Source organism: Streptomyces sp. CA-106110 (assembly GCF_050936285.1).
Lineage (GTDB): Bacteria > Actinomycetota > Actinomycetes > Streptomycetales > Streptomycetaceae > Streptomyces.
The window spans coordinates 3,894,055-3,917,506 of sequence record NZ_JBNJNB010000001.1; the positions used below are offsets into that span (position 1 = coordinate 3,894,055).

Sequence of the window (23,452 nt, forward strand, 5' to 3'; positions counted from 1 at the left end):
CCATCGGGTGTCGGGCGATGAGGCTCAGGCCGTCAGGCGGGCGATCGCCTCGTCCACCGTCAGTTCCTCGCGCTCGCCCGTCTTGCGGTCCTTGAGCTCCAGGACGCCCTCGGCGGAGCGACGGCCCGCCACCAGGATCTGAGGCACGCCGATCAGCTCGGCGTCCGTGAACTTCACGCCCGGCGAGACACCCGCACGGTCGTCCACCAGGACCCGGAGACCGGCCTCGGCCAGCTTCTGGGAGACGTCGAGGGCCAGCTCGGTCTGCAGGGCCTTGCCCGCCGCCACGACGTGCACATCGGCCGGGGCGACATCCTTGGGCCAGCACAGCCCCTGCTCGTCGGCGGTCTGCTCGGCGAGCGCGGCGACCGCGCGGGAGACACCGATGCCGTAGGAGCCCATGGTCACCCGGACCGGCTTGCCGTTCTGGCCGAGGACGTCGAGCTTGAGGGCGTCGGCGTACTTGCGGCCCAGCTGGAAGATGTGGCCGATCTCGATCGCGCGGTCGAGCTTGAGCCCGGTTCCGCACTTCGGGCACGGGTCGCCCTCCTGGACCACCACGACGTCGACGTACGCGTCGACCTCGAAGTCGCGGCCCGCGACCACGTTCTTCGCGTGCATGCCCTCCTTGTTGGCACCGGTGATCCAGGAGGTGCCCGGGGCCACGCGCGGGTCGGCGATGTAGGTGACCTTCTCCAGGCCCTGCGGACCGACGTAGCCGCGGACCAGGTCCGGCCGGCCGGCGAAGTCCGTCTCGGTGACCATCTCGACGACCGCCGGGGCGAAGTGTGCCTCGACCTTGTCGATGTCGACCTCGCGGTCACCGGGGACGCCCACGGCGACGATCTCGCCGTCGACCTTGACGAGCAGGTTCTTCAGGGTGTCGGAGGCCTGGACGCCGAGGGAGGCGGCGAGGGTCTCGATGGTCGGGGTGTCCGGGGTCGGAATCTCCTCGAGGGCGAGCACGTCCGCCGCGTCCACCGGCTTCAGCTCGTAGGTGATCGCCTCGGTGTTGGCGGCGAAGTCACAGTTCGGGCAGTCCGCGAAGGTGTCCTCGCCGGCGTCGGCCGGGGCGAGGAACTCCTCGGACTTGGAGCCGCCCATCGCGCCGGCGGTCGCGGCGCAGATCCGGTAGTCGAGGCCCAGGCGCTCGAAGACGCGCTGGTAGGCCTGGCGGTGCAGGGCGTAGGACTGGGCGAGGCCCTCGTCCTCGAGGTCGAAGGAGTACGAGTCCTTCATCAGGAATTCCCGGCCGCGCAGGATGCCCGCACGGGGCCGGGCCTCGTCCCGGAACTTGGTCTGGATCTGGTAGAGGATCACCGGCAGGTCCTTGTACGAGGACGCCTGGTCCTTCACGAGCAGCGTGAAGATCTCCTCGTGGGTCGGGCCCAGCAGGTAGTCGCCGCCCTTGCGGTCCTTCAGGCGGAACAGCTCGGCGCCGTACTCGTCCCAGCGGCCCGTCGCCTCGTACGGCTCCCGGGGCAGCAGCGCGGGCAGCAGCACCTCCTGGGCGCCGATGGCGTCCATCTCCTCGCGGACGACCCGCTCCACATTGGCGAGGACCTTCTTGCCGAGCGGCAGCCAGGTCCACACCCCGGCGGCGGTGCGGCGTACGTAACCGGCGCGCACCAGCAGTTTGTGGCTGAGGACCTCGGCGTCGGCCGGGTCGTCGCGCAGCGTCTTCGCCATCAACTGGGACATGCGCTGGACCGGTGCGTTCGCCATGATTTCTCGACTCCTGCTGATGGGGGTCCCCCCGCCCGAGCGCAGCCGAGAGCGAGGGAGGGTGATGGCTAGGAGGTTAACCGGGCAGCAGGGGCGGGCGGAAATTCGTCAGCGTCGGCGCAGCGGCAGCGGGGCGCCCATCACGGCGTACGGCTTCGGGGCGCTGGGGAAGATCACCCGCCGGGCGAGGTCCTCATAGCCCAGCGAGCGGTACAGCCCGCGGGCCGGGCTCTCGGTGTCGATCGCCGACAGGATCGAGCGGGGCTGCTCCGCGCCGTCGGTGATGGTGGTGATCAGGGCCCGGCCGATGCCCCGGTTCTGGTGGTGCGGGTGCACATGCAGCTCGGTGATCACGAACGAGTCGTCGAGCCACCCGGCGTTCCCCTGGGCCCGCAGATACGGTTCGACGACCGTGGACCACCAGTGCGTCCGGTCGTTGGGCATGCCGTAGACGAATCCGACGAGCCGTCCACCGGCGGTGGTGGCGCCGAGCGCCCGGGCCCCGGGGTAGCTCATGTGCCGCAGCACGATCTGACGGCGTACGGCGATCTCGTCGGCGCCCAGCCCGAACGCCACGGCCTGTACGGCGAGCGCCTCGTCGACGCGGGCGGACAGGTCCAGGGGGCCGATCACGACGTCTTCGGGGTCGCGGCGACCGTGACCGGGGAAGCGCAGCATGCGGGGAGCCTACAGGGGGGTGCGAACCGCCCTCCGGGCGACGTTCGCGGGTGGCCGGTCGCACGGTCCCCGGTGCCGCCGCTCCAGCAGCGGCCGCTCAGAACAGCACGCTCATGAACGCGCCGACCTCCTGGAAGCCCACTCTCCGGTACGTCCGGCGCGCGGCGGTGTTGAAGTCGTTGACGTACAGGCTCACCGTCGGGGCCACGTCCGCCAGCGCGAAGCGCAGCACCGCCGCCATGCCGGGGGCCGCGAGTCCCTGGCCGCGGTACTCGGGAGCGACCCACACGCCCTGGATCTGGCAGGCCTGCGGGGTGGCCGCACCGATCTCCGCCTTGAAGATGACCTTGCCGTCGTCGTCGAGGCGGGCGAACGAGCGTCCGGAGCCGACGAGTTCGGCCACCCGGGCCTGGTAGAGCAGCCCGCCGTCGGCTGCCAGCGGTGAGACGCCGACCTCCTCGGTGAACATCGCGACGCAGGCCGGCATGATCGTCTCCATCTCGTCCTTGCGGATGCGACGGACGTACGGATCCGGGGTGATGCCGGCCGGCATGCGGTCCGTGACCATGAGTGGCTGGTGTCCGCGGATCTCACGGGCCGGGCCCCAGCTGGGCTCGAGGAGCCGCCACAGCAGGGCGGTGGACTCGGCGGGCCCGACGATGGAGGAGCAGCGGCGGCCGGCCCGCCGGGCGCGGTCGGCGAAGGCCCGCACCGCGCGGGGACTCGCACAGATCGGGACGAGGTTGGCGCCCGCGTAGCACAGCGAGGTGAGCATGCCGTCCTCGTACCAGCCCCACATCTCGCCGCCCAGGCGCCAGGGATCCAGGCCGGCGACCTGGACACGCGACGTCACGAAGGCGTTCGCGACCGGCTCGCGGTCGAGGACGGCGAGCGCGGCGTCCAGGTCACTCGGTTCGAGGACCCGTGTGGTGGTCTGCGTCAACAAGTGCGGGAGCCTCACCCTGGGGTCTGCTGATCTCCGCACTGTACCTGGCGCGCTTGTGCCGCGCCGCCCGGTCTCCCGTCCCACGGGCGGCGCGGGCTGACCACTGGGTCAGCCGTGGCCCGAGGGATGGTCGTAGCCGACCTGGATCTCGTCGATTCTCAGCTGCCGGTAGAAGGCGGGAACGGTGGGCGCCGCCCAGGTCGTCGGCACGTCGAGCTTGATGTACCGGGTGCTCACAGGTGCGCCGTGGTCGATGAAGCGGACCCCTCTGGCGCTCTCCAGCACACCGGCCTTGACGTCACTCCATGTACGCCCGTCATCACTCACGGGAACCGTGTAGTCCTTGATCCTGGCGGAGTCCTCCTTCCTGCCGAAGGTCTCCCTGTTGTAGGTGGGCGACCACTCGCGCTGGTTGATCGCAAGGAAGGCGGCCTTGCGGATCCGACCCAGGTCCAGGGTGTAACTCGTCGGCAGAGCGCCCTGGTTGTCGGTGTAGGTCGTGAAGTCACCGCCGGTGAGCGCGGGTTCGCTCGCCTTGACGCTGCCGGTGGGATACACGCCCTCGCGCTGGGGTGCGGTCCGCACCTTCAGGACGGTGTCGTACGGGTCCCAGCCGGTGATCCCGCTGACGGTGAGGGTCCCGTCCCGCTGGTCGAAGTGGAGCCGCTTGCCGGTGCGCAGGTCGGTGACGCGCTCGGTCCGGTAGCCGTTGTCGCGGACCCGGATCTCGTCGCCGCTCACCGGTGCGGTGGTGATGTGCACGTACTGGGTCGTGCGGTGGGCCCGGCTGACGGTGATGTAGCCGTACGCGCCGTCGTTCCAGGCACCGGGCTGCATCCCGCCGTGGAGGAAGCCGCCCGCGTCGACGCCGTGCAGGGACTCCCAGATGGGCGGGAGGTAGTCCCTCATCAGGTTGGTGAACTGCTCCTGTTACGGCGGGAATCTGCCGTTCACCATGGCGGTGAAGTCCATGAGGGACCTGATGGAGTTGCCCGCGTTGGCGATGTACCGGTCGACGTTGAGCGCGGTGGAGACGGGCCGGTCCTGGCCGTCGTACCACCAACTGCCGGTGTCCGGGACCTTGTAGCAGGACTCGGTCAGCCGCGGCAGCGGGGTCCAGATCGCCGACGGTTGATCGTAGGGCGGGGTCATCCCGGTCTTCTGCTCGTGAGACACCATGTCCATGATCGGGGTGTCCTCGTTGTTGTTGCTCAGGGTCATGTCCGGGCGCAGCTCGCGGATCTGCTCGTAGAGCCGGTGCTGTTCCCAGTACTCGTTGTCGTTGTCGATCCAGAACCCGGCGAGTTTCGGGTAGTCGGCCATGACCTCGAAGAAGTTGTCGTACGAGAACTCACCGAAGCCCTGACGGGTCGTGAGGTCGACGTCATGCCCCTTGTAGGCGGAGTAGGCGGCCGAGTCGAGGGTCTCGATGCCCTGCTCGCCGTGCCACTGGGGGTCGTCGGTCATATAGAGGATGACCTTGATGCCCTTGGCGTCGGCGGCATGGATGAGTTCGCCGAGGATGTCACGCCGGGTGGAGCAGGAGCCGGGGATCTTCGAGGGCCAGGGGCGGGCGTAGCCGAGACGGGAGTGGAAGGTGGCGAGCACGATATAGCTCGCGCGGATCTTGCGGGCCTCGTCCACCCAGTAGCCGGGGTTTCAGCCGCCGTCGGTGACGGCCTTCTCCCACTCGGCACAGTCGTAGTGCTTGGGCGCGGTGAACATGCCCCAGTGCAGGAAGAGCCCCGCCGTGGCGTTCCGGAGCATGGTCTGCCGCGGCGGATACGGCTGCCCGCCCGCGGGCGCCGTGGGCGTGAGCGCGGCGGAGGCCGTGGAGGCGGGTGCGGCAAGGAGGAGCCCGGCGAGCAGGGAAAGGAGCCCGGCCCAGAGGGCCAGAAGTCTGCGGCTTCTCATACGGGCACCTTGGTCATCCGACGTCTGTGCGGGTCTGTGCGCATCTCGTGGGACAGAAGGGCCGTGCGCTCCACAAGCTGTCGCCATACATCGGAGCTGTCAAGGGAACACGTACGCCCCGTCACAAACCGTGTGACGGGGCGCAGGTGACGCGGGGAAAGGAAGCGGGACTCAGCCGGCCACGGAGACCGAGGGCTCGCCGGACGCCGCGCCGTCCTTCTCCATCTGCTCGGCGAGCTTCATCGCCTCTTCGATGAGCGTCTCCACGATCTTCGACTCCGGCACGGTCTTGATGACCTCGCCCTTGACGAAGATCTGGCCCTTGCCGTTGCCGGAGGCGACGCCCAGGTCCGCCTCGCGGGCCTCGCCCGGACCGTTGACGACACAGCCCATGACCGCCACCCGCAGCGGGACCTCCATCCCCGTCAGGCCCGCCGTGACCTCCTCGGCCAGCTTGTACACATCCACCTGCGCACGACCGCAGGACGGGCAGGACACGATCTCCAGACCACGCTCACGCAGCCCCAGCGACTCCAGGATCTGGGTGCCCACCTTGACCTCCTCCACCGGAGGAGCCGACAGAGAGACCCGGATGGTGTCCCCGATGCCCTGCGAGAGCAGCGCACCGAAAGCGACCGCCGACTTGATCGTGCCCTGGAAAGCGGGACCCGCCTCGGTGACACCCAGGTGCAGCGGGTACTCGCACTGCTCCGCCAGCTGCCGGTAGGCCTCGATCATCACAACCGGGTCGTTGTGCTTGACCGAGATCTTGATGTCCCGGAAGTCGTGCTCCTCGAACAGCGACGCCTCCCACAGCGCCGACTCCGCCAGCGCCTCCGGCGTCGCCTTGCCGTACTTCTGCAGCAGCCGACGGTCCAGCGAGCCCGCGTTCACCCCGATCCGGATCGGCGTGCCATGATCCTTGGCCGCCCTCGCGATCTCCCGGACCTTGTCGTCGAACTGCTTGATGTTGCCCGGATTCACCCGGACGGCCGCACAGCCCGCCTCGATCGCCGCGAACACGTACTTCGGCTGAAAGTGGATATCCGCGATCACCGGGATCTGCGACTTCTTCGCGATCGTCGCAAGCGCGTCCGCGTCGTCCTGCGTCGGACACGCCACCCGGACGATCTGGCAGCCCGACGCGGTCAGCTCCGCAATCTGCTGCAACGTGGCACCGATGTCCGACGTACGGGTCGTCGTCATCGACTGCACCGACACCGGGGCGTCACCGCCCACCGCCACGGATCCGACCTGGATCTGCCGGCTCTTCCGGCGCTCGGCGAGCTTGATCGGAACGGACGGCATGCCAAGTGAAATCGCAGTCATCTGCTGTGCAACCCCAAGTTGTGGATCAAGGTCCGGTCCCGGAACGACGGGCTCCAAGCCTTGAGATTACGCCACGGGCCCCGACGCCAGCACATCACGGTCCGTTAAACCCACCCAATGGGCGGCGGCCGGGAAGAAGTCTCCCCGGCCGCCGCCAACACCGAGTGGCTAGGAGATTTTCACCGGGTTAACCACATCCGCGATCAGCACCAGGATGGTGAAGCAGACGAAGATCCCGGCCACCACGTACGCCACGGGCATCAGCTTCGCCACGTCGAAGGGGCCCGGGTCCGGGCGGCGCAGCACCTTGGCCACGGTCCGGCGCAGCGACTCCCACAGGGCGCCCGCGATGTGCCCGCCGTCGAGCGGGAGCAGCGGAAGCATGTTGAACAGGAACAGGGACAGGTTGAATCCCGCGACGAGCAGCAGCATCATCGCGATCTGCTGGGACGGCGGGACGTCGAGGGTGAACACCTCACCGCCGACTCGGGCCGCGCCGACCACGCCCATCGGGGAGTCCGGCTGGCGGGGCGCGTTGCCGAAGGCCGCGTCCCACAGCGCCGGGATCTTGCCGGGCAGGGAGATCAGCGACTCGACGCCATTCTCCATCATGTCGCCCATGCGCTGCACGGACTGGTCGAAGGACTGCGGGACGATGCCCGCGGCGGGTGTGAAGCCGAGGAAGCCGGCGTACACGTACTTGCCCTCGACATAGCCGCCGTTGCCGTCCGTCTTGCTCACCTGGTTCTTGATCAGGTGGGCGTGCAGGTCGACTTTCTGGCCCTTGCGTTCGACCGTGAGCGTGACGTCCTTGCCGGGGTTGGCGCGGATCTCGGACTGGAGCATGGACCAGTCCTGCACCTGTGCGCCGTTGAACGCGAGGATCTTGTCGCCGGGCTTGAGTCCGGCGGCCCGGGCGGGAGCGGCCGGGTCGTCCTTCACGCACTTGGTGCGGTTGTCGCTCTGCTGGATGACGCAGTCGGAGACCTTGGAGACCGTGGTGGTCTGGGTCTGGACGCCGAAGGTCATCATCACGCCGAGGAAGACCGCCACGGCGAGGATCAGGTTCATGAAGGGGCCCGCGAACATGACGATGACCCGCTTCCACGGCTTGCGCGTGTAGAAGAGGCGGTCCTCGTCACCGGGCTGCAGTTCCTCGAAGGACTGGGCCCGCGCGTCCTCGATCATCCCGCGCCACGGCGAGGTGGAGCGGGCCTCGATCCGGCCGTCCGGCCCCGGCGGGAACATCCCGATCATGCGGATGTAGCCGCCGAGCGGAATCGCCTTGACGCCGTACTCGGTCTCGCCCTTCTTGCGGGACCAGACGGTCGGGCCGAAGCCGACCATGTACTGCGGCACCCGGATGCCGAAGAGCTTGGCCGTCGACAGATGCCCCAGCTCGTGCCAGGCGATCGAGACCAGCAGGCCCAACGCGAAGACGATTATGCCGAGGATCATCATCAGGGTCGTCATGCACGAGCCTCCGCGGTTGCCGTCTGCGCCGTCAGTTCCCTCGCCCGGGCGCGCGCCCAGGCCTCCGCTTCGAGGACGTCCGCGACGGTCAGAGAAGTTCCCTTACGAGGGGTGCCGTGTTCCTCCACCACCCGTGTGACCGTATCCATGATCCCGAGAAACGGCAGGCTGCCGTTCAGGAACGCGTCGACGCACTCCTCATTTGCCGCATTGAACACTGCCGGGGCCGTGCCCGCGAGCTCTCCCACGTGCCGGGCGAGTCCGACCGAGGGGAACGCCTCGGTGTCGAGCGGGAAGAATTCCCAGGTGGACGCCTTGCTCCAGTCGAAGGCGGGCGCCGCTTCGGGCACCCGTTCGGGCCAGCCGAGTCCGATGGCGATCGGCCCCCGCATATCCGGGGGCGTCGCCTGCGCCAGCGTCGATCCGTCCGTGAATTCCACCATCGAGTGGACATACGACTGCGGATGCACGACCACCTCAATGCGATCGAAGGGAATGTCGTACAGCAGGTGCGCCTCGATCACTTCCAGGCCCTTGTTCACCAGGGTCGCCGAGTTGATCGTGATGACCGGGCCCATCGCCCAGGTGGGATGGGCGAGGGCGTCCTCGGGGGCGACGTCGGCCAGCTCGGCCTTCGTCCGGCCGCGGAACGGGCCGCCGGAGGCGGTGACCACGAGCTTGCGCACATCGGCGCGGGTGCCGGCGGCGAGGGCCTGGAAGAGGGCGGCGTGCTCGGAGTCGACCGGGATGATCTGGCCGGGCTTGGCCAGGGCCTTCACCAGCGGGCCGCCGACGATGAGCGACTCCTTGTTGGCGAGCGCGAGCGTACGGCCCGCCTCCAGGGCGGCGAGGGTGGGCGCGAGGCCGATGGAGCCGGTGATGCCGTTCAGGACCGTGTGGCAGTCCGAGGCGGCCAGGCGGGTCGCCGCCTCGGGTCCGGCGAGGATCTCGGGGAGCGGCTCTCCGGGGCCGTACTGGGCGCTCAGGGCCTCCCGCAGGGCCGGCACGACGTCCTCGCGCGCGACGGCGACCGTGCGCACACGCAGCCGGCGGGCCTGCTCGGCGAGCAGTCCGACCCGGCCGCCGTTGGCCGAGAGCGCGGTGACCTGGAAGCGGTCGGGGTTGCGCAGCACGAGGTCGATGGCCTGGGTGCCGATCGAGCCGGTGGAGCCGAGGATCACGACCTCCCGCATTCCGTCCACGGAGTCGAAGACGAGATGGGGGTCGGCAAGAGGGGCTGGACTGTCGCTCATGCCTCCATTGTTGCGGTACGGCGCCGACGTGAGGACAGGGCATCCCTCACGCGTGCGCCATATCCGCCCTCGCTGCCGGGCGAAGCAGAATCGCCTCCTGTGAAGCTCCAGTGAAGATCTTGTGATAACTCTTCAATCCTGGCCGGTGGGAGACCGGCCGGAGGACGACATCCTTGGGGGGATCTTCATGCGCATTCGCGCCGCCCTGCCCGCTCTCGCGGGCGCCGTGGCCCTGGCGAGCACGGCATTCCTGGCCACTCCCGCGCAGGCCGCGGGTGGGGTGACCATTTACCGGGTCTGGTTCGACAGCCCCGGCAAGGACGACGGTTCGAACAAGAGCCTCAACGCCGAATGGGTCCAGATCAAGAACAACGGTTCCTCGGCGGTCTCGCTGAAGGGCTGGATCCTGAAGGACGCCTCGAACCACCGGTACACGTTCCTCAACGTGAAGATCGGTGCGCACAAGACGATGAAGGTGCACACCGGCCGGGGCAAGGACACCACGGCGGACAAGTACCAGAACCGTCGCTGGTACGTCTGGAACAACACGAGCGACACGGCGACGCTGACGAAGTCGAACGGTTCGAAGGTCGACTCCTGCTCGTGGACGACGCGGGACCCCAGCGACAAGTACTGCTGAGCCCCGCGAGCAAGCGACCGGGGCCGCGCGTCATGCGTCGGCCACCGGTCACCCGTGGTTGATCGCGCGGTTCCCCGCACCCCGAAAGGGGCGCGGGGATGCCGCCGTCACCGGATCGGACGGTGCACGTTCTCCCGGCGGCTCGGGCCGGGCGTCGCGTCCGCGATCCAGGGGCCTTCGCCGGACGGGTCGACGACGCCGTCCTCCAGCCACTCGTACGTACCGGACAGCACTCCCTTGACCACCTTGTGGTCGAGGTCGTCCGTGTTGGCCCACAGCCGGCCGAACAGTTCCTCGACGCGGATGCGGGACTGCCGGCAGAAGACGTCGGCGAGCTGGTAGGCCTCGCGTCCGTGCTGCCCCGAGCGACGCAGGTGCTCGGCCCGCACGCAGGCCGCGCTCATCGCGAACAGTTCGGCGCCGATGTCCACGATCCGGCCCAGGAAGCCCTGCTTGGTCTCCATGCGGCCCTGCCAGCGGGACATGCCGTAGAACGTGGAGCGGGCCAGCTTGCGGGCACTGCGCTCGACGTACCGCAGGTGCGAGGAGAGGTCGACCTCCTGGCGGAACTCGCCGTACGCGCCCGGGACCTGGCCCTGACCCGCGACCAGTTTCGGCAGCCACTTGGCGTAGAAGACACCGGCGTTCGCACCGGCCTTCGCCTTGTCGGCCAGGGACTTGTCCGGATCGATCAGATCACCGGCCACGGACAGATGGGCGTCCACCGCCTCGCGTGCGATCAGCAGGTGCATGATCTCCGTGGAGCCCTCGAAGATCCGGTTGATGCGCAGATCGCGCAGCAGTTGCTCGGCCGGCACCGCCCGCTCGCCGCGCGCCTTGAGGGACTCGGCCGTCTCGAAGCCCCGGCCGCCGCGGATCTGGACCAGCTCGTCGGCCATCAGCCAGGCCATCTCCGAGCCGTACAGCTTGGCGAGGGCGGCCTCGATACGGATGTCGTTGCGGTCCTCGTCGGCCATCTGCGAGGAGAGGTCGACGACCGCCTCCAGGGCGAAGGTGGTCGCCGCGATGAAGGAGATCTTCGAACCGACCGCCTCGTGCAGCGCGACCGGCTTGCCCCACTGCTCGCGGACCGCCGACCACTCCCGGGCGATCTTCAGACACCACTTGCCCGCGCCCACGCACATCGCGGGCAGGGAGAGCCGGCCGGTGTTCAGCGTGGTGAGCGCGATCTTGAGGCCCGCGCCCTCGGGTCCGATGCGGTTGGCGGCCGGGACGCGCACGCGATGGAAGCGCGTGACGCCGTTCTCGAGGCCGCGCAGCCCCATGAAGGCGTTGCGGTTCTCGACGGTGACGCCTTCCGACGCGGCCTCGACGACGAACGCGGTGATACCGCCCTTGTGGCCTTCGGACTTGGGCACGCGCGCCATGACGACGAGCAGATCGGCGACCACGCCGTTGGTGGTCCACAGCTTCACGCCGTCGATCACGTAGTCGTCCCCGTCCGGGACGGCCGTGGTTGCGAGGCGGGCGGGGTCCGAACCCACGTCCGGCTCGGTGAGCAGGAACGCCGAGATGTCGGTGCGGGCACAGCGGGGCAGGAAGGTGTCCCTCTGCTCCTGGGTGCCGAAGAGTTTGAGCGGCTGCGGTACGCCGATCGACTGATGCGCGGACAGCAGCGCGCCGATCGCCGGGCTCGCGGAGCCGACCAGAGCGAGCGCCTTGTTGTAGTACACCTGAGTGAGGCCGAGACCGCCGTACTTCGTGTCGATCTTCATGCCCAAGGCGCCGAGTTCCTTGAGCCCGTCGATCGTCTCGTCGGGGATCCGCGCCTCCCGCTCGATGCGGGCGGAGTCGATCTGCGTCTCGCAGAAGTCGCGCAGCTTGGCGAGGAACTCCTCGCCGCGCTGTACGTGCTCGTCGGTGGGCAGCGGGTGGGGGTGGATGAGGTCGAGCCGGAAACGGCCGAGGAACAGCTCCTTGGCAAAGCTGGGCTTCTGCCAGTCCTGCTGGCGTGCGGCCTCGGCGACCTGACGGGCCTCACGCTCGGTGACGGTGGGCTTGGGAGTGGGGGCTGTTGGTGCGGACATGAGGCTCACCTCGCCGCGAATCGGGATCAATGGGGCGTGCTTCGATCAAGAAGTCGTACGACGACCAAGTGCGCCGTACGGCGATCTTGCGGGCGTACGTTACTGACCGGTGCTACTCGATCGTTGGTACCCCAATCCGGGCGCCGCCACCAGTCCTCGCGCAACCACCCGCCCGGGAAAACATCTCGGCCGACATCCGCCGAACTGGCCCTGGTGTCAAGTCGACCCGGGCCCTTGAAGACCTCGGCGGCCACGACCTGCGACACCGCACCCCGACGACCGGCACCCCCGCACGACTCGCCCACGACAGGGTGACTCGCGGGGTGGTCTGACCTTGGAGGAATGAAGAAACATATTGTATGCAAAATAGGCACAACGCCCGCATATGACACTGTCCCTGTCGGCCCGTTGCCTGTCACCACCCGGACGTTCCTGCGCACGACCGTGCTCGGCTCGGGATGTGGTCGTACGCCGACGGCCGGAGCCCCCGCACAGCGGGCTCCGGCCGTCGGCGTGAACGTGGCGTCAGAGAGCGAGGCCCGTCAGGACCAGCACGCGCTCGTACGTGTAGTCGTCCATCGCGAACTTGACGCCCTCACGCCCGACACCGGACTGCTTGGCGCCGCCGTACGGCATCTGGTCGGCACGGTAGGAGGGCACGTCGCCGATGACGACGCCGCCGACCTCGAGGGCCCGGTGGGCACGGAAGGCGACCTGGAGGTCGTGCGTGAACACGCCCGCCTGGAGGCCGTACTTGGAGTCGTTGACGGCGGCGAAGGCCTCCGCCTCGCCGTCCACCTTCTGCACCGTGAGCACCGGCCCGAAGATCTCCTCGCAGAAGAGGGTCACATCGGCCGGCACCTCGGTCAGGACGGTGGGTGCGTAGGCGGCGCCGTCCCGCTTGCCACCGGTCAGGAGCTTGGCGCCCGCACCGACCGCCTCCTCGACCCAGGACTCCACGCGCTTGGCCGCGTCCTCGCTGACCAGCGGGCCGACGTCCGTGGCGGAGTCGGAGGGGTCACCGGTGACCTGCGCCTCGACCGCCGCGACGATACGCGGGAGCAGCCGGTCGTAGACCGACGCGTCGGCGATCACGCGCTGCACGGAGATGCAGGACTGGCCGCCCTGGTAGTTGGAGAAGGTGGCGATGCGGTTCGCGGCCCAGTCCAGGTCTTCGTCGCTCGCGTAGTCGGCGAGGACCACGGCCGCGCCGTTGCCGCCGAGCTCCAGCGTGAGGTGCTTGCGCGGCACCGAGTCCATGATCGCGTAACCGACCTTGTCGGAGCCGGTGAAGGAGATGACCGGCAGCCGCTCGTCCTGGACCAGCGCGGGCATGCGGTCGTTGGCGACCGGGAGGATCGACCAGGAGCCGGCGGGCAGGTCGGTCTCGGCGAGCAGGTCACCGATGATCAGGCCGGACAGCGGGGTGGCGGGCGCCGGCTTGAGGATGATCGGGGCGCCAGCGGCGATGGCCGGGGCGACCTTGTGGGCGCACAGGTTCAGCGGGAAGTTGAACGGCGCGATGCCGAGGACGACGCCCTTCGGGAAGCGGCGGGTCAGCGCGAGGCGGCCCTGGCCGCCGGCGTCGGTGTCGAGGCGCTGGGCCTCGCCGCCGTTGAAGCGACGGGCCTCCTCGGCCGCGAAGCGGAACACGGACACGGCGCGGCCGACCTCGCCACGGGCCCATTTGATGGGCTTGCCGTTCTCGGCGGAGATCAGCTGCGCGATCTCCTCGGTGCGCTCGACCAGGCGCTTCGACACATGGTCGAGCGCGGCGGCCCGGACGTGCGCCGGGGTGGCGGCGAACTCGTCGCGCACGGCGTACGCGGCGGCCACGGCCTCCTCGACCTGGGCCTCGGTCGGGACGCTGACCTTGCCGACGAGCCGGCCGTCCCACGGGGAGGTGACGTCGAAGGTGGTCTCACCGGTGGCCTGGCGGCCGGCGAGCCAGAAGGCGTGGGTGGAAGTCATGTGCGAGTCCCGGCCCTTCCGAGGTTGGTGTTCCATGAAGTTCGAGGTCCACGGTAGGGCCGGGTGGGCGATGGGTCGTTTGTCCGGTGCGTAGCAGTGGGGTGCGGGGCTAGTACGGGTTGTACAGCCGCGGTCCGGTGGCCGTCACTCGCCCGCCGAGGCGGACGCCTTGAGCGCCAGCCACAGCTCCATCCGCACGTCCGGATCGTCGAGCGAGCGCCCGAGGATCTCCTCGACCCTTCGCATCCGGTAGCGCAGCGTGTGGCGGTGGACGCCGAGGTCGGCCGCCGCCGCGTCCCACTGGCCGTGGCGGGACAGCCAGGCGCGCAGCGAGGCGACCAGATCGCCCCGCCCCGTGGCGTCGTGTTCGCGCAGCGCGCGCAGCAGACCGTCGGCGAAGGCACGCACGGCGTCGTCCGCGAGCAGCGGCACGACCGAGCCGGCCGCCAGCTCCTCGTGCTCGACCAGGGACCGGCCGCGCCGCCGGGCCACCGACAGCGCCTGCTCGGCCTGCTTGTAGGCGACCGCGACGGCGATCGGCCCGGCGGGCGCCGAAAGCCCCACCACCAGTTCGCCCTCGTCGGCGGCCGGATGCTCCACCGCGGCGGCCCGCGCCGCCTGCACGTACTCCTGGCAGGCGGCCACAGCCGCGCCCCCGTCGACGGCGAGCACCACGAGCCGCTCCCCGTCGGGTACGACGAGCACGGCCTCCCCGGAGCGGGCGGCGGCGGACTCCAGGGTCTCGGTGAGCCCACCGAGCGGATCGCCGTTCGTCTCCGCCGGCGCCGGCGCCACGGCGGTCTGCGGCGCGGGCGCCACGCGTGCGTGCCCGTCGGCGTGCGCCCGGGCCGCCGACGCGGACGCCGATTCGGCGAGGATCAGCCGGAAGGGCGCGTCGAGGAGGCCGCCGTACAGGTCCCCGGCCACCGCCCGCGCGTGGTCGGGCTGACCGGCGAGCAGCATGCGCAGCACGGCCGCCCCGATCCGCTGCTCGGCCGCGTGCAGGGACCGGGACCGCTCGGTGGTGAGGGTCAGCAGGGCGATGGCGGAGTGCACGGCGTACCTCTCGGCGGTGCCCAGCGCGGCCGCGGTGCCCACGGCGAGCGCGGCACGCGGGCGCCGGCCGGTGCCGAGGGAGTGCAGCTCGACCCGGTCCTCGCCGCTCGGCCCCGCGACCACGGAACTGGCCGGGGCGGGCCGCTCCCGCAGCCGTTCCACGTCGGCAGTGAGCCGGGCCGCCCGCCGCTCCGCCCACTCGGGTGCGGCCGCGACAACGGCGCCGGAGGGGTCGTACATCGCGGCCCAGCCGTCCACCTGCCCGGCGAGCGCGGCGAGCAGTCCCTCGGGGCCGTCGTTGAGGGCCTGCTTGGTCAGCTCGCGCTGGGCGGCGAACCCCGCGGTCACGGCGCGGTACTGGTCGGCCGCTATGGCGGCGGAGACGGCCTTGCTGATGGCGAGGAAGGGGGTGCGCCGGGGCACCTCGAGCAGCGGGAGCCCCTCCTCTCGCGCCGCGTCCACGAGGGCCTTCGGGATCTCGTCGTAGTTCACCCCGACGGCGAACCCGAGCCCGACCACGCCCGCGCCCACGAGCCGCTTCACATAGCGGCTCATGGCCTCGGGGTCGTCGGCGTCGAGCGTCAGCGCCGTGATCAGCAGCAGCTCGCCGCCCTCCATGTAGGGCACCGGGTCGGCGAGCTCGCTGACGTGCGCCCAGCGGACGGGCACGTCCAGGCGGTCCTCGCCCGCGCGCACGGTGAGCTTCAGCGCGGAGTGGTGGACGAGCGAGGCGAGCGTGGGAGGCATGAGGCCTTCAGGTCGGCACGGATAGGGTCTGCACGAAATCCATGGCAGCCACGGACTGTGTGATCTTTGTGATCCTTTGGCCGCGGCGTATGAACGAGCTATGTCGATTCTGCCTCACCGTACGGTCGCCGCGTGCCAAGAACCCCGGACGTCCCGGCCCGGCTGTCTCAGCTCCGCAGGTCCACGAGGAGCGGAGGCGCATGCTCGCCCCGTACATTCGTCAGGGACAGCACCGCGTGGCCAGGCGGGACCGCGTGCGCCAGTTCGGACGCGGACCAGCGCTCGCGCTCGACCTGGCGGACGGTCACGGCCCGCGCGGTGGGCGCATGCCCGGTGATCACCCGCCGCAGCATGTGCAGCGCCTTCCCCGCCGGGGTCTCCGCGATGATCTGCCGGTCCGTGACGTCCCGCGTCTCGATCCACTCCTTCCCCCAGACCTCGGCGAAGTCCTGCCCGTCCCAGGGAGTGAGCCCGGACAGCGCCATCCGGCAGCCGGTGGCGCCGAGCAGGGGGCCCCGCAGCGGCCGGGGGACGTCGTCGAGGGTGCGCAGGGTCAGGACCACGCCGGCGTTGGCGGACCGCAGCCGCTGGACGCCGCGCACGGTCTCGGGTGTCACCGCACCCGTCGCGTCGTCGAGCACCAGGCACGCGAACAACGACCGGTCCTCGCGGGTCGCGACGCTGGCCGTGAACTGGGCGAGGACCAGCCGCGCCAGGATTCGCGAGGCGTCGGCGTGGCCGCGCTCGGGCAGGTCGATCCTGACCCGTACCGGGTGGTCGAGGGCGCGCAGGGAGAAGGGCCGGGACTGCCCTGAGGTGTCGAAGAAGGCGGCGAACGCCGGCCGGTCGAGCAGCGCGACCCGGTCCGCCAGGACGCCGCCCACGTCGCCGGGGTGCCCCGACTGACGCTCGCGCGCGTCGAGCTCGCGCAGCAGCGAGTCCTGCCCGGTGTCCTGAAGGGCCTTGCGCAACGCCGAGAGCGGTCCGGGGGCTCCGTCGAGGAGCTGACGCAGCTCCGGCACGGACGGGAACCGGCCGTGCACGGCCCGGTACGGCCCGAGCAACTGGGCGAGCACGGTGGTCGAGCGGCGGCTGTCCCCGCCCGGGTGCGGATCGGCGAGGTCGCCCACGAGCGCCTCGGCGAGCACGGCCGCCGCCTCGTCCGGGTCGCTGGTCCCGCCGTACAGGTCCAGGTCGTACACCGATTCGGGATGGCCGATGCGTACGACGACGTCGTAGGCGTCCGCCGGGCCGAGCCCGGCACCGGCCGCGCCGACCACGACCACCGCGGCCCGGCCGGCGAGCGCGTGCAGGCACAGCGACTCGGCGAGCGGCCATACGACCGAGCCGGTCTTGCCGGAGCCCGCGGGGCCGACGGCGACCAGCGAGGTGCCGAGCAGCTCGGGGCCGAGGGCGAGGCCCGTGCCGCGGTAGGCGTAGGGGTTGCGGGTGTCGTCGACGGTCGAGCCGAGCCGTACCTGCCCGGTGATCAGGTCGTGCCGGCCGAGCCGGGCGGGCAGGTCGCGCTCGCCCGAGGGGTGCAGGCAGGCGGCGGCGCCGTCCTTGAGGACCGCGCCGGTGAAAGAGGCGAGGCTGTGCCGGCCGTTGAGCACACCCTGCCAGGCGCGGGCCACCCGGGCGTGGTCAACGTCGCCCATGAGTCCGGCGCGCGCGTCGGCGGCGAGCCGGTCGGCGGCGTCGCCCGCACCGGCGGCGCGCAGCTGGTTCCACTGGGCCGGGTCGTCCTCCGGTGCCGGGGGCCGCTGGCTGACCGGGGCGGCGGCGCGCCAGGCCGGCGGGCCGAAGCGCCGCCAGAGCTCGCCCCAGCGGCCGAGCTTGCCGACGACGGTCATGATGGCGAGGGCGATGACCGTGTAGTAGCCGTACCAGAGAAAGGCGTTGCCGACGCGGTCGCCGCTGTGGCGCCAGGAGTCCGGAGTGAACAGTTCGAGCGGCACCACCCACCAGCCGCCGAGGTAACCGTTCCACAGCAGCGACCAGATCAGCCAGCCCACCAGGAAGGCGATGAGCGCCCCGCTGATCAGCTGCCGCGTCGGCGTCCGCTCGGGTTCCTGCTCGGGCCGCGGCCGGTGCCCGAGACGCCACACGCCGGGCGCCGTCTCCGGCCGCGGCGCGCGCAGCCAGGCCAGGAACGCCGTGCCGTCCGGCCGGGGCGGTGCCCCGGGGGCGTGCGCCGGCCGGGGCGGCACCTGAGGCGGCCCGGCCGGACGCGGCACGGGATTGGCCCGTGTGCCGCGCGCGTCCTGCGTCCCGTCGCTGTCCATCGCTCCTGCCCCCCTGACCAGCCGCTCCCTGCACCATCAGCGAGTCAATCTAACGCTCCCGCAAGGGGAGTTCACCGCTTACACGGCCGCGCCCGCGAAGCCGCGACCCACGGCGCTATGTCCAGTGCGGACAAGCGGCCCCGGCCAAGGCGCCCACATGGAGCATGCCCACCCCCGGCGACCGGTCTTAACCTGCGAGAAAAGAAGGTAAGCGTCCGAAAAACACCCCCGCCCGACCCCGCCGCCCACCGGCACGCCGGTGCACCGGCTGTTCCGGGCCGGGTTCGCACGATCTCAGGGAGCCCCCATGACCGCACTTCCCCAGGAGCGCCGCGTCGTCACCGCCATCCCCGGCCCGAAGTCGCAGGAACTGCAGGCCCGCCGTACCGCGGCGGTCGCGCAGGGCGTGGGCTCCGTGCTGCCGGTCTTCACCGCGCGCGCGGGCGGCGGGATCATCGAGGACGTCGACGGCAACCGTCTGATCGACTTCGGCTCCGGCATCGCGGTGACGTCGGTCGGCGCCTCCGCCGAGGCCGTCGTACGCCGCGCGTCGGCGCAGCTGCAGGACTTCACGCACACGTGTTTCATGGTCACGCCCTACGAGAGCTACGTGGCCGTCGCCGAGGCGCTGGCCGAGCTCACGCCCGGTGACCACGCCAAGAAGTCCGCGCTGTTCAACTCGGGCGCCGAGGCCGTCGAGAACGCCGTCAAGATCGCCCGTGCCTACACCAAGCGCCAGGCGGTCGTCGTCTTCGACCACGGCTACCACGGCCGGACCAACCTGACGATGGCCCTGACCTCCAAGAACATGCCGTACAAGCACGGCTTCGGCCCGTTCGCGCCCGAGGTCTACCGCATGCCGATGGCGTACGCCTACCGCTGGCCGACCGGTCCGGAGAACTGCGGCCCCGAGGCCGCCGCCCAGGCCGTCGACCAGATCACCAAGCAGATCGGCGCCGACAACGTGGCCGCCATCATCATCGAGCCGGTGCTCGGCGAGGGCGGCTTCATCGAGCCGGCGAAGGGCTTCCTGCCCGCGCTGCGCAAGTTCGCCACGGACAACGGCATCGTCTTCGTCGCCGACGAGATCCAGTCCGGCTTCTGCCGCACCGGCCAGTGGTTCGCCTGCGAGGACGAGGGCATCGTCCCGGACCTGATCACCACCGCCAAGGGCATCGCGGGCGGTCTGCCGCTCGCCGCCGTGACCGGTCGCGCCGAGATCATGGACGCCGCACACGCGGGCGGCCTCGGCGGCACCTACGGCGGCAACCCGGTCGCCTGCGCCGGCGCTCTCGGCGCGATCGAGACGATGAAGGAGTTCGATCTCAACGCCCGCGCGAAGGAGATCGAGGAGACCATGAAGGCCCGCCTCACGGCGATGGCCGAGAAGTTCGACGTCATCGGCGATGTCCGCGGCCGCGGCGCCATGATCGCGATCGAGCTGGTCAAGGACCGCACCACCAAGGAGCCGAACCCGGAGGCGACCGGCGCGCTCGCCAAGGCCTGCCACCAGGAGGGCCTGCTGGTCCTGACCTGTGGCACCTACGGCAACGTGCTGCGCTTCCTGCCCCCGCTCGTCATCGGTCAGGACCTGCTGAACGAGGGCCTCGACATCATCGAGCAGGCTTTCGCGCGCATCTGACGCACCGGGGAAATGACCTCGCGCTCACAGGAAACTCCCAGCTGAGCCACAGAATGCGTGCTCCTGGTCCCCTGCCCTCCTCGGCCCCGCGCCCGCCGCGGGGCCGAGCCGGAGGGGGCAGGGGTCAGAGCGTGTGAAGAAGGTGTGCGAGGTGGATGGCAGGGCGCGTTTCCTGCTGTCGGAGTGGTTCCCCCTGTCGTAGGTTCTACCCAGATGAGAGAAACACCCCGCCCACAGGGGACTGTGGGTGACATCGGGCCGAGGCCTCCCCAGCTTCGACCTGGTCGTGCCCTCGCGCACACACCCGGGGCCTTCGGCTCCGGATCTCCTCACCGATCGGACGGCCGCACGCCCCAAACCCCCCGGGGCGGGCGGCACACCGATCCTGACGGCCGCCCCGGAGCCACCCCCGTTGGTCTTTCGCAAGTAGGACTCGGGAAGTAGCCGAGACAGCCGTCACCGGAGGGTCAGCGCACACCCCCCCTTGCGCTGACCCTCCGGCGTTTCCACCTCGGTCCAGTCACTGGCACACCGACGCCGCCCGCTCGTGGCACGAGCGGGCGGCGTCCCTGTCTCGGCTGAAGCCAGATCGTGACCTCGCCGACCTTCAACACACGCGCAGGAAAAAGGATCCCGCCCCGCCGACTCTTGCGGAGATCCGACGGGACGGGCGGTCCCGCCTCATCGTGTCTTGCGGAGCACGGAAGAGGCGGGGTCTATGGCGTGTGTTAGCGCGGTGTGCGGGCCAGCACCGGAGCCAGGACGGGGGCGGTCACGACCGCCACGTACACGAGCAGGCCGGTGATCGACTTCACGGCGCGGCCTGGGCGAGGGCCTCGAAGTGGTCGCACAGCGCGTTCAGCGCGCGGGCTAGACGACGGGCGTGGGCCAGAGCTCCGCCTAACGCGGAACTCGGCTGCTCCCTGAGCCTGCTGCGGGCCTCACCGATGCAGGCGAGGGCGCAGTACCTCGGAATGCTGTTCTTCGACAGCTTGCGGGCCAGCTGGTCGACCGCCGGCATCAGCAGGTCGAGGTGCCCGCGCAGCAGGAGCGTCAGCGCGTCCAGATCGTCGAGGGCCGGCGGCAGCGCCTCGGGCACGGAGTCCGGGTCCAGCAGGCGGTCGACGGCGGCGCGCATGGTCTCCAGGTCGACCGACACCTGATCTTCAGCGGTGGATGGTCGGGCCGTAGGGTTCGTCATGTCGGCACTCCTTGGGTGCTGTCCACGCCCCGGGGGTCCTGACCGACCCGCCGGGGTCCTTTCTCTGTCCAGCGTAGAGCGACCGTACTACCCCCGACTAGCCCCGTGGGTAGCTATGGCAAGACTGCGGCAGTCACCTAGCGTCCCGATCATGAGCAGCATCGACAGAGAGTCGCCCGTGCCGCCCTACCGGCAGGTCGCCAACGCGCTCCGCAGCCGCATCGCCGACGGCACCATCCCGCCCGGCCGCCGCATCCCCAGCCTGGTCGACCTGGAAGCCGAGTTCTCTGTCGCACGGGACACCCTGCGTAAGGCCGTCCAGGTCCTCAAAGACGAGGGCCTGGTCGAGACCGTGACCGGCATGGGCATCTACGTCGTCGAGCAGGCGGAGAGCGGCGAGTAGCTGGCCAGAGGCGGCCGCGGCTGTCGAGGTCCACGGCCTCTTCCCACCAAGACGCCGTGGCATCCCGCCCGGAGACCGTGTCGCGCGTACATTCGGACGCATGCCCGAGGTGCCCAGACGCATCGTCCGCCGAGTCGCCAGCCCGCCGCCGGGCTCGCGGCGTGATCGCTAATGGCCCGTCGTGCGGAGCCACCGCAGCGTTGCGACAAGCTCTTCGCCGAAGTCCTCGCAAAGCGCGAGCAACTCGCGTCCCGCGGACGAGTCGAGCAGCCCATCGGAATCGCGAAAGGTCCGGAGAGCGCCGTGGCACGCGGACTCGACAACGAAGTTGCGTGAGGCGAAGTAGCCCTCGCCGCTCGTACGGTCCGCCAGGTCGGCGAGGTACTGGTGGTGCGCTTCCTCCGAGGGATGGGAGTAAAACGAGCCCTCGACGAGACCGTCCAGGTAGCCCGCCAGGCCGGACGACAGCTCGACTACTCGTTTGGCCTCGTCCAGGCCTGGCTTGTCGAGCAGCTCGCCGAAGGCCCACAAGCCCCCGAAGATTTCCAGTTGGAAGAGCTGGACCGTGTCTGGGTCGACTTCGGACTCGAAGATCGGGGCCGTGCACAGCTCGGCGGATGCCTGGCCGTAGGCGCGGTTCGACTGTTCCCCAGGAGGTTCCGCTGCCAGTCGGAACAGCGACTCCAGCACATGCGGGTCGACGCCCCAGTCGGCATCCATTTCGAACGCGAGCACCGGCGCACGCCACCGCCACAGCGCCAGAGCGGCGGCCTGACGCTGGCGAACGGGCTTCAGGTCAGCCAACGCTCGTTCTGTGCCACGTCGGTGCGTCAACCCTTCTGATCGCCATGCCCCCGACCCGTTCGTCTCGGGACACTGTAGAAGCTGTCGAAGGGACCGCGTGATCTTCCGAGCCGTGGCCAACTCAAGCCCGCATCCGAAGCGCGCATACCGGCTCAGAACGTCCTCTTAGAGGTCGTTTTCATCTCTGGCGCCCTCTTATTGCCCGCTTTCTTCTGTGCAGTGATGTGGTGCTGAAGGGGCTGTTGGACTGGGTTGGTCTCGTGGGGTTGGTGGGGTGACGGTTGGGGCGGGAGGAGGCTTGCGCCTGTCTCATCCCAGGAAGCCCGCTTCTGGGCTGTGCTTCCACAGGTAATTCCGTGCGCCTGGGCGCACTCGGCTGCACGCGGTACGTCCACACCATGAGTGAGCGACGTCCGTATCCGAGTGATCTTTCTGATGCTCGCTGGGAGTTGATCGAGCCGGTTCCGTCCGCCTGGCGGTCCGAGCGACGCCGACACGCCCTGGACATCAGCCGGCCGCCCGAGCACGAGCTGCGCGAGATCATGGACGCGATCTTGTACGTAGACCGTACCGGGGTGCAGTGGCGCTACCTACCCCACGACTTCCCGCCTTGGGAAGGCGTCTACGGCTACTTCGCCAAGTGGCAGAAGGACGGCGTGTTCGGCCAGCTCAACGGCCTGTTGCGGGAGTTGGTACGACAGAAGGAGGGCCGCAACGCGAACCCGTCGGCCTGCGTGATCGACGCGCAGAGCGTCAAGACCTCCACCAGTGTCCCCGCTTCGAGCCAGGGCACCGACGCCGGCAAGAAAATCGTCGGCCACAAACGGAGCATCATCACCGACACCCTCGGCCTTCTGCTGGCGGTCCTTGTCACCGCGGCCAGTGTTCAGGACTCCGTCGCAGGTCAGGCTCTCCTCGAGCAGGCTGCCTCCGCCCATCCCACCATCCGCAAAGTCTGGGTGGACGGCGGCTACCGCAAGCACTTCGTGGAGCATGCCGCCACCCTCGGCATCGACCTCGAAATCGTCCAGCGCAATCCCGGGACCAGGGGATTCACCCCGATCCCGAAACGCTGGACCGTGGAGCGAACCTACGGCTGGCTCATGCTCCACCGCCGCTTGACCCGCGACTACGAGACTCTTCCGGCTCGCTCCGAAGCCATGATCCACCTTGCGATGACCGAGCTCATGGCCCGCCGACTCACCGGCGAGGCCACCATCTCCTGGCGCGACCCGACATCACCGGAACAAATCCGCCTCACGGGATAAAACAACGGGAGAAAACGACCTCTTAACCCGGATCCACCGGAGAGCCGCTGAGTTGTCGGCGGTTGGTGA

19 protein-coding genes and 1 pseudogene are annotated in these 23,452 nt (G+C 69.9%); 5 read left to right on the forward strand and 15 right to left on the reverse strand.

The window, feature by feature from the left end:
- Positions 1-24 precede the first annotated feature (24 nt).
- The 9 genes from ACQEXA_RS17875 to dxr all read right to left on the reverse strand — a co-directional run bounded on the left by ACQEXA_RS17875 (position 25) and on the right by dxr (position 9,318).
- Positions 25-1,725, reverse strand: a complete 1,701-nt coding sequence (locus ACQEXA_RS17875) for a proline--tRNA ligase (RefSeq protein ID WP_432933298.1) — start codon at positions 1,723-1,725, stop codon at positions 25-27.
- A gap of 108 nt (positions 1,726-1,833) precedes the next feature.
- A complete protein-coding gene (locus ACQEXA_RS17880; RefSeq protein WP_432933296.1) occupies positions 1,834-2,403 on the reverse strand; it encodes a GNAT family N-acetyltransferase in 570 nt (189 codons plus the stop codon).
- Positions 2,404-2,500: 97 nt separating this feature from the next.
- Positions 2,501-3,349 (reverse strand): GNAT family N-acetyltransferase, encoded by an 849-nt coding sequence (locus ACQEXA_RS17885; RefSeq protein WP_432933294.1) that lies wholly within the window; start codon positions 3,347-3,349, stop codon positions 2,501-2,503.
- A 108-nt stretch (positions 3,350-3,457) separates the two neighbouring features.
- Positions 3,458-4,258 carry a discoidin domain-containing protein gene (locus tag ACQEXA_RS17890; protein ID WP_432933292.1) on the reverse strand — a complete coding sequence of 267 codons (801 nt, stop codon included), beginning with the start codon at positions 4,256-4,258 and terminating at the stop codon, positions 3,458-3,460.
- A gap of 21 nt (positions 4,259-4,279) precedes the next feature.
- The gene (locus ACQEXA_RS17895; RefSeq protein ID WP_433130546.1) at positions 4,280-4,993 is read right to left on the reverse strand and encodes an alpha-L-fucosidase; all 714 of its coding nucleotides are present in this window, start codon (positions 4,991-4,993) and stop codon (positions 4,280-4,282) included.
- A gap of 15 nt (positions 4,994-5,008) precedes the next feature.
- A complete protein-coding gene (locus tag ACQEXA_RS17900; RefSeq protein ID WP_433130548.1) occupies positions 5,009-5,263 on the reverse strand; it encodes a hypothetical protein in 255 nt (84 codons plus the stop codon).
- Between the two features lie 171 nt (positions 5,264-5,434).
- On the reverse strand, positions 5,435-6,592 hold the full coding sequence (ispG, locus tag ACQEXA_RS17905) for a flavodoxin-dependent (E)-4-hydroxy-3-methylbut-2-enyl-diphosphate synthase (protein ID WP_360998563.1): 1,158 nt from the start codon (positions 6,590-6,592) through the stop codon (positions 5,435-5,437).
- A gap of 168 nt (positions 6,593-6,760) precedes the next feature.
- Positions 6,761-8,065: a M50 family metallopeptidase gene (locus tag ACQEXA_RS17910; protein WP_432933288.1), complete on the reverse strand. Its 1,305-nt coding sequence runs from the start codon at positions 8,063-8,065 to the stop codon at positions 6,761-6,763.
- Positions 8,062-9,318 carry a 1-deoxy-D-xylulose-5-phosphate reductoisomerase gene (dxr, locus tag ACQEXA_RS17915; RefSeq protein ID WP_432933286.1) on the reverse strand — a complete coding sequence of 419 codons (1,257 nt, stop codon included), beginning with the start codon at positions 9,316-9,318 and terminating at the stop codon, positions 8,062-8,064. The genes ACQEXA_RS17910 and dxr overlap by 4 nt, the downstream gene beginning before the upstream one ends.
- 187 nt (positions 9,319-9,505) lie before the next feature.
- Here dxr and ACQEXA_RS17920 point away from each other — a divergent pair, with 187 nt between their 5' ends.
- Positions 9,506-9,958 carry a lamin tail domain-containing protein gene (locus ACQEXA_RS17920; protein WP_432939604.1) on the forward strand — a complete coding sequence of 151 codons (453 nt, stop codon included), beginning with the start codon at positions 9,506-9,508 and terminating at the stop codon, positions 9,956-9,958.
- Positions 9,959-10,065: 107 nt separating this feature from the next.
- On the opposite strand, the gene ACQEXA_RS17925 is transcribed toward ACQEXA_RS17920, so the two are convergent.
- From ACQEXA_RS17925 to ACQEXA_RS17940, 4 genes are all read right to left on the reverse strand, one after another.
- Positions 10,066-12,006: an acyl-CoA dehydrogenase family protein gene (locus ACQEXA_RS17925; RefSeq protein ID WP_432933284.1), complete on the reverse strand. Its 1,941-nt coding sequence runs from the start codon at positions 12,004-12,006 to the stop codon at positions 10,066-10,068.
- A 525-nt stretch (positions 12,007-12,531) separates the two neighbouring features.
- Positions 12,532-13,977, reverse strand: a complete 1,446-nt coding sequence (locus tag ACQEXA_RS17930; protein WP_432933282.1) for an aldehyde dehydrogenase family protein — start codon at positions 13,975-13,977, stop codon at positions 12,532-12,534.
- A 144-nt stretch (positions 13,978-14,121) separates the two neighbouring features.
- A complete protein-coding gene (locus tag ACQEXA_RS17935; RefSeq protein WP_432933280.1) occupies positions 14,122-15,780 on the reverse strand; it encodes a PucR family transcriptional regulator in 1,659 nt (552 codons plus the stop codon).
- A gap of 167 nt (positions 15,781-15,947) precedes the next feature.
- The gene (locus tag ACQEXA_RS17940; protein WP_432933278.1) at positions 15,948-18,065 is read right to left on the reverse strand and encodes an ATP-binding protein; all 2,118 of its coding nucleotides are present in this window, start codon (positions 18,063-18,065) and stop codon (positions 15,948-15,950) included.
- A 307-nt stretch (positions 18,066-18,372) separates the two neighbouring features.
- Here ACQEXA_RS17940 and gabT point away from each other — a divergent pair, with 307 nt between their 5' ends.
- Both gabT and ACQEXA_RS17950 read left to right on the forward strand, forming a co-directional pair.
- Positions 18,373-19,707 (forward strand): 4-aminobutyrate--2-oxoglutarate transaminase, encoded by a 1,335-nt coding sequence (gabT, locus tag ACQEXA_RS17945; RefSeq protein ID WP_432933276.1) that lies wholly within the window; start codon positions 18,373-18,375, stop codon positions 19,705-19,707.
- A 213-nt stretch (positions 19,708-19,920) separates the two neighbouring features.
- A pseudogene (locus tag ACQEXA_RS17950) lies at positions 19,921-20,118 on the forward strand (phosphatase PAP2 family protein); the annotation flags it as partial.
- A gap of 400 nt (positions 20,119-20,518) precedes the next feature.
- Here the strand turns inward: ACQEXA_RS17950 and ACQEXA_RS17955 are convergent.
- Positions 20,519-20,908 (reverse strand): DUF6415 family natural product biosynthesis protein, encoded by a 390-nt coding sequence (locus ACQEXA_RS17955; RefSeq protein WP_432933274.1) that lies wholly within the window; start codon positions 20,906-20,908, stop codon positions 20,519-20,521.
- 151 nt (positions 20,909-21,059) lie between these two features.
- On the opposite strand from ACQEXA_RS17955, the gene ACQEXA_RS17960 reads away from it, so the two are divergent.
- Positions 21,060-21,311, forward strand: a complete 252-nt coding sequence (locus ACQEXA_RS17960; RefSeq protein WP_432933272.1) for a GntR family transcriptional regulator — start codon at positions 21,060-21,062, stop codon at positions 21,309-21,311.
- Positions 21,312-21,479: 168 nt separating this feature from the next.
- On the opposite strand, the gene ACQEXA_RS17965 is transcribed toward ACQEXA_RS17960, so the two are convergent.
- Positions 21,480-22,115, reverse strand: coding sequence for a hypothetical protein (locus tag ACQEXA_RS17965; RefSeq protein WP_432933270.1), 636 nt, complete (start codon positions 22,113-22,115; stop codon positions 21,480-21,482).
- Between the two features lie 398 nt (positions 22,116-22,513).
- Here ACQEXA_RS17965 and ACQEXA_RS17970 point away from each other — a divergent pair, with 398 nt between their 5' ends.
- Complete coding sequence (locus tag ACQEXA_RS17970; RefSeq protein WP_432933268.1) at positions 22,514-23,383, forward strand: IS5 family transposase; 870 nt, start codon at positions 22,514-22,516, stop codon at positions 23,381-23,383.
- Positions 23,384-23,452 lie beyond the last annotated feature (69 nt).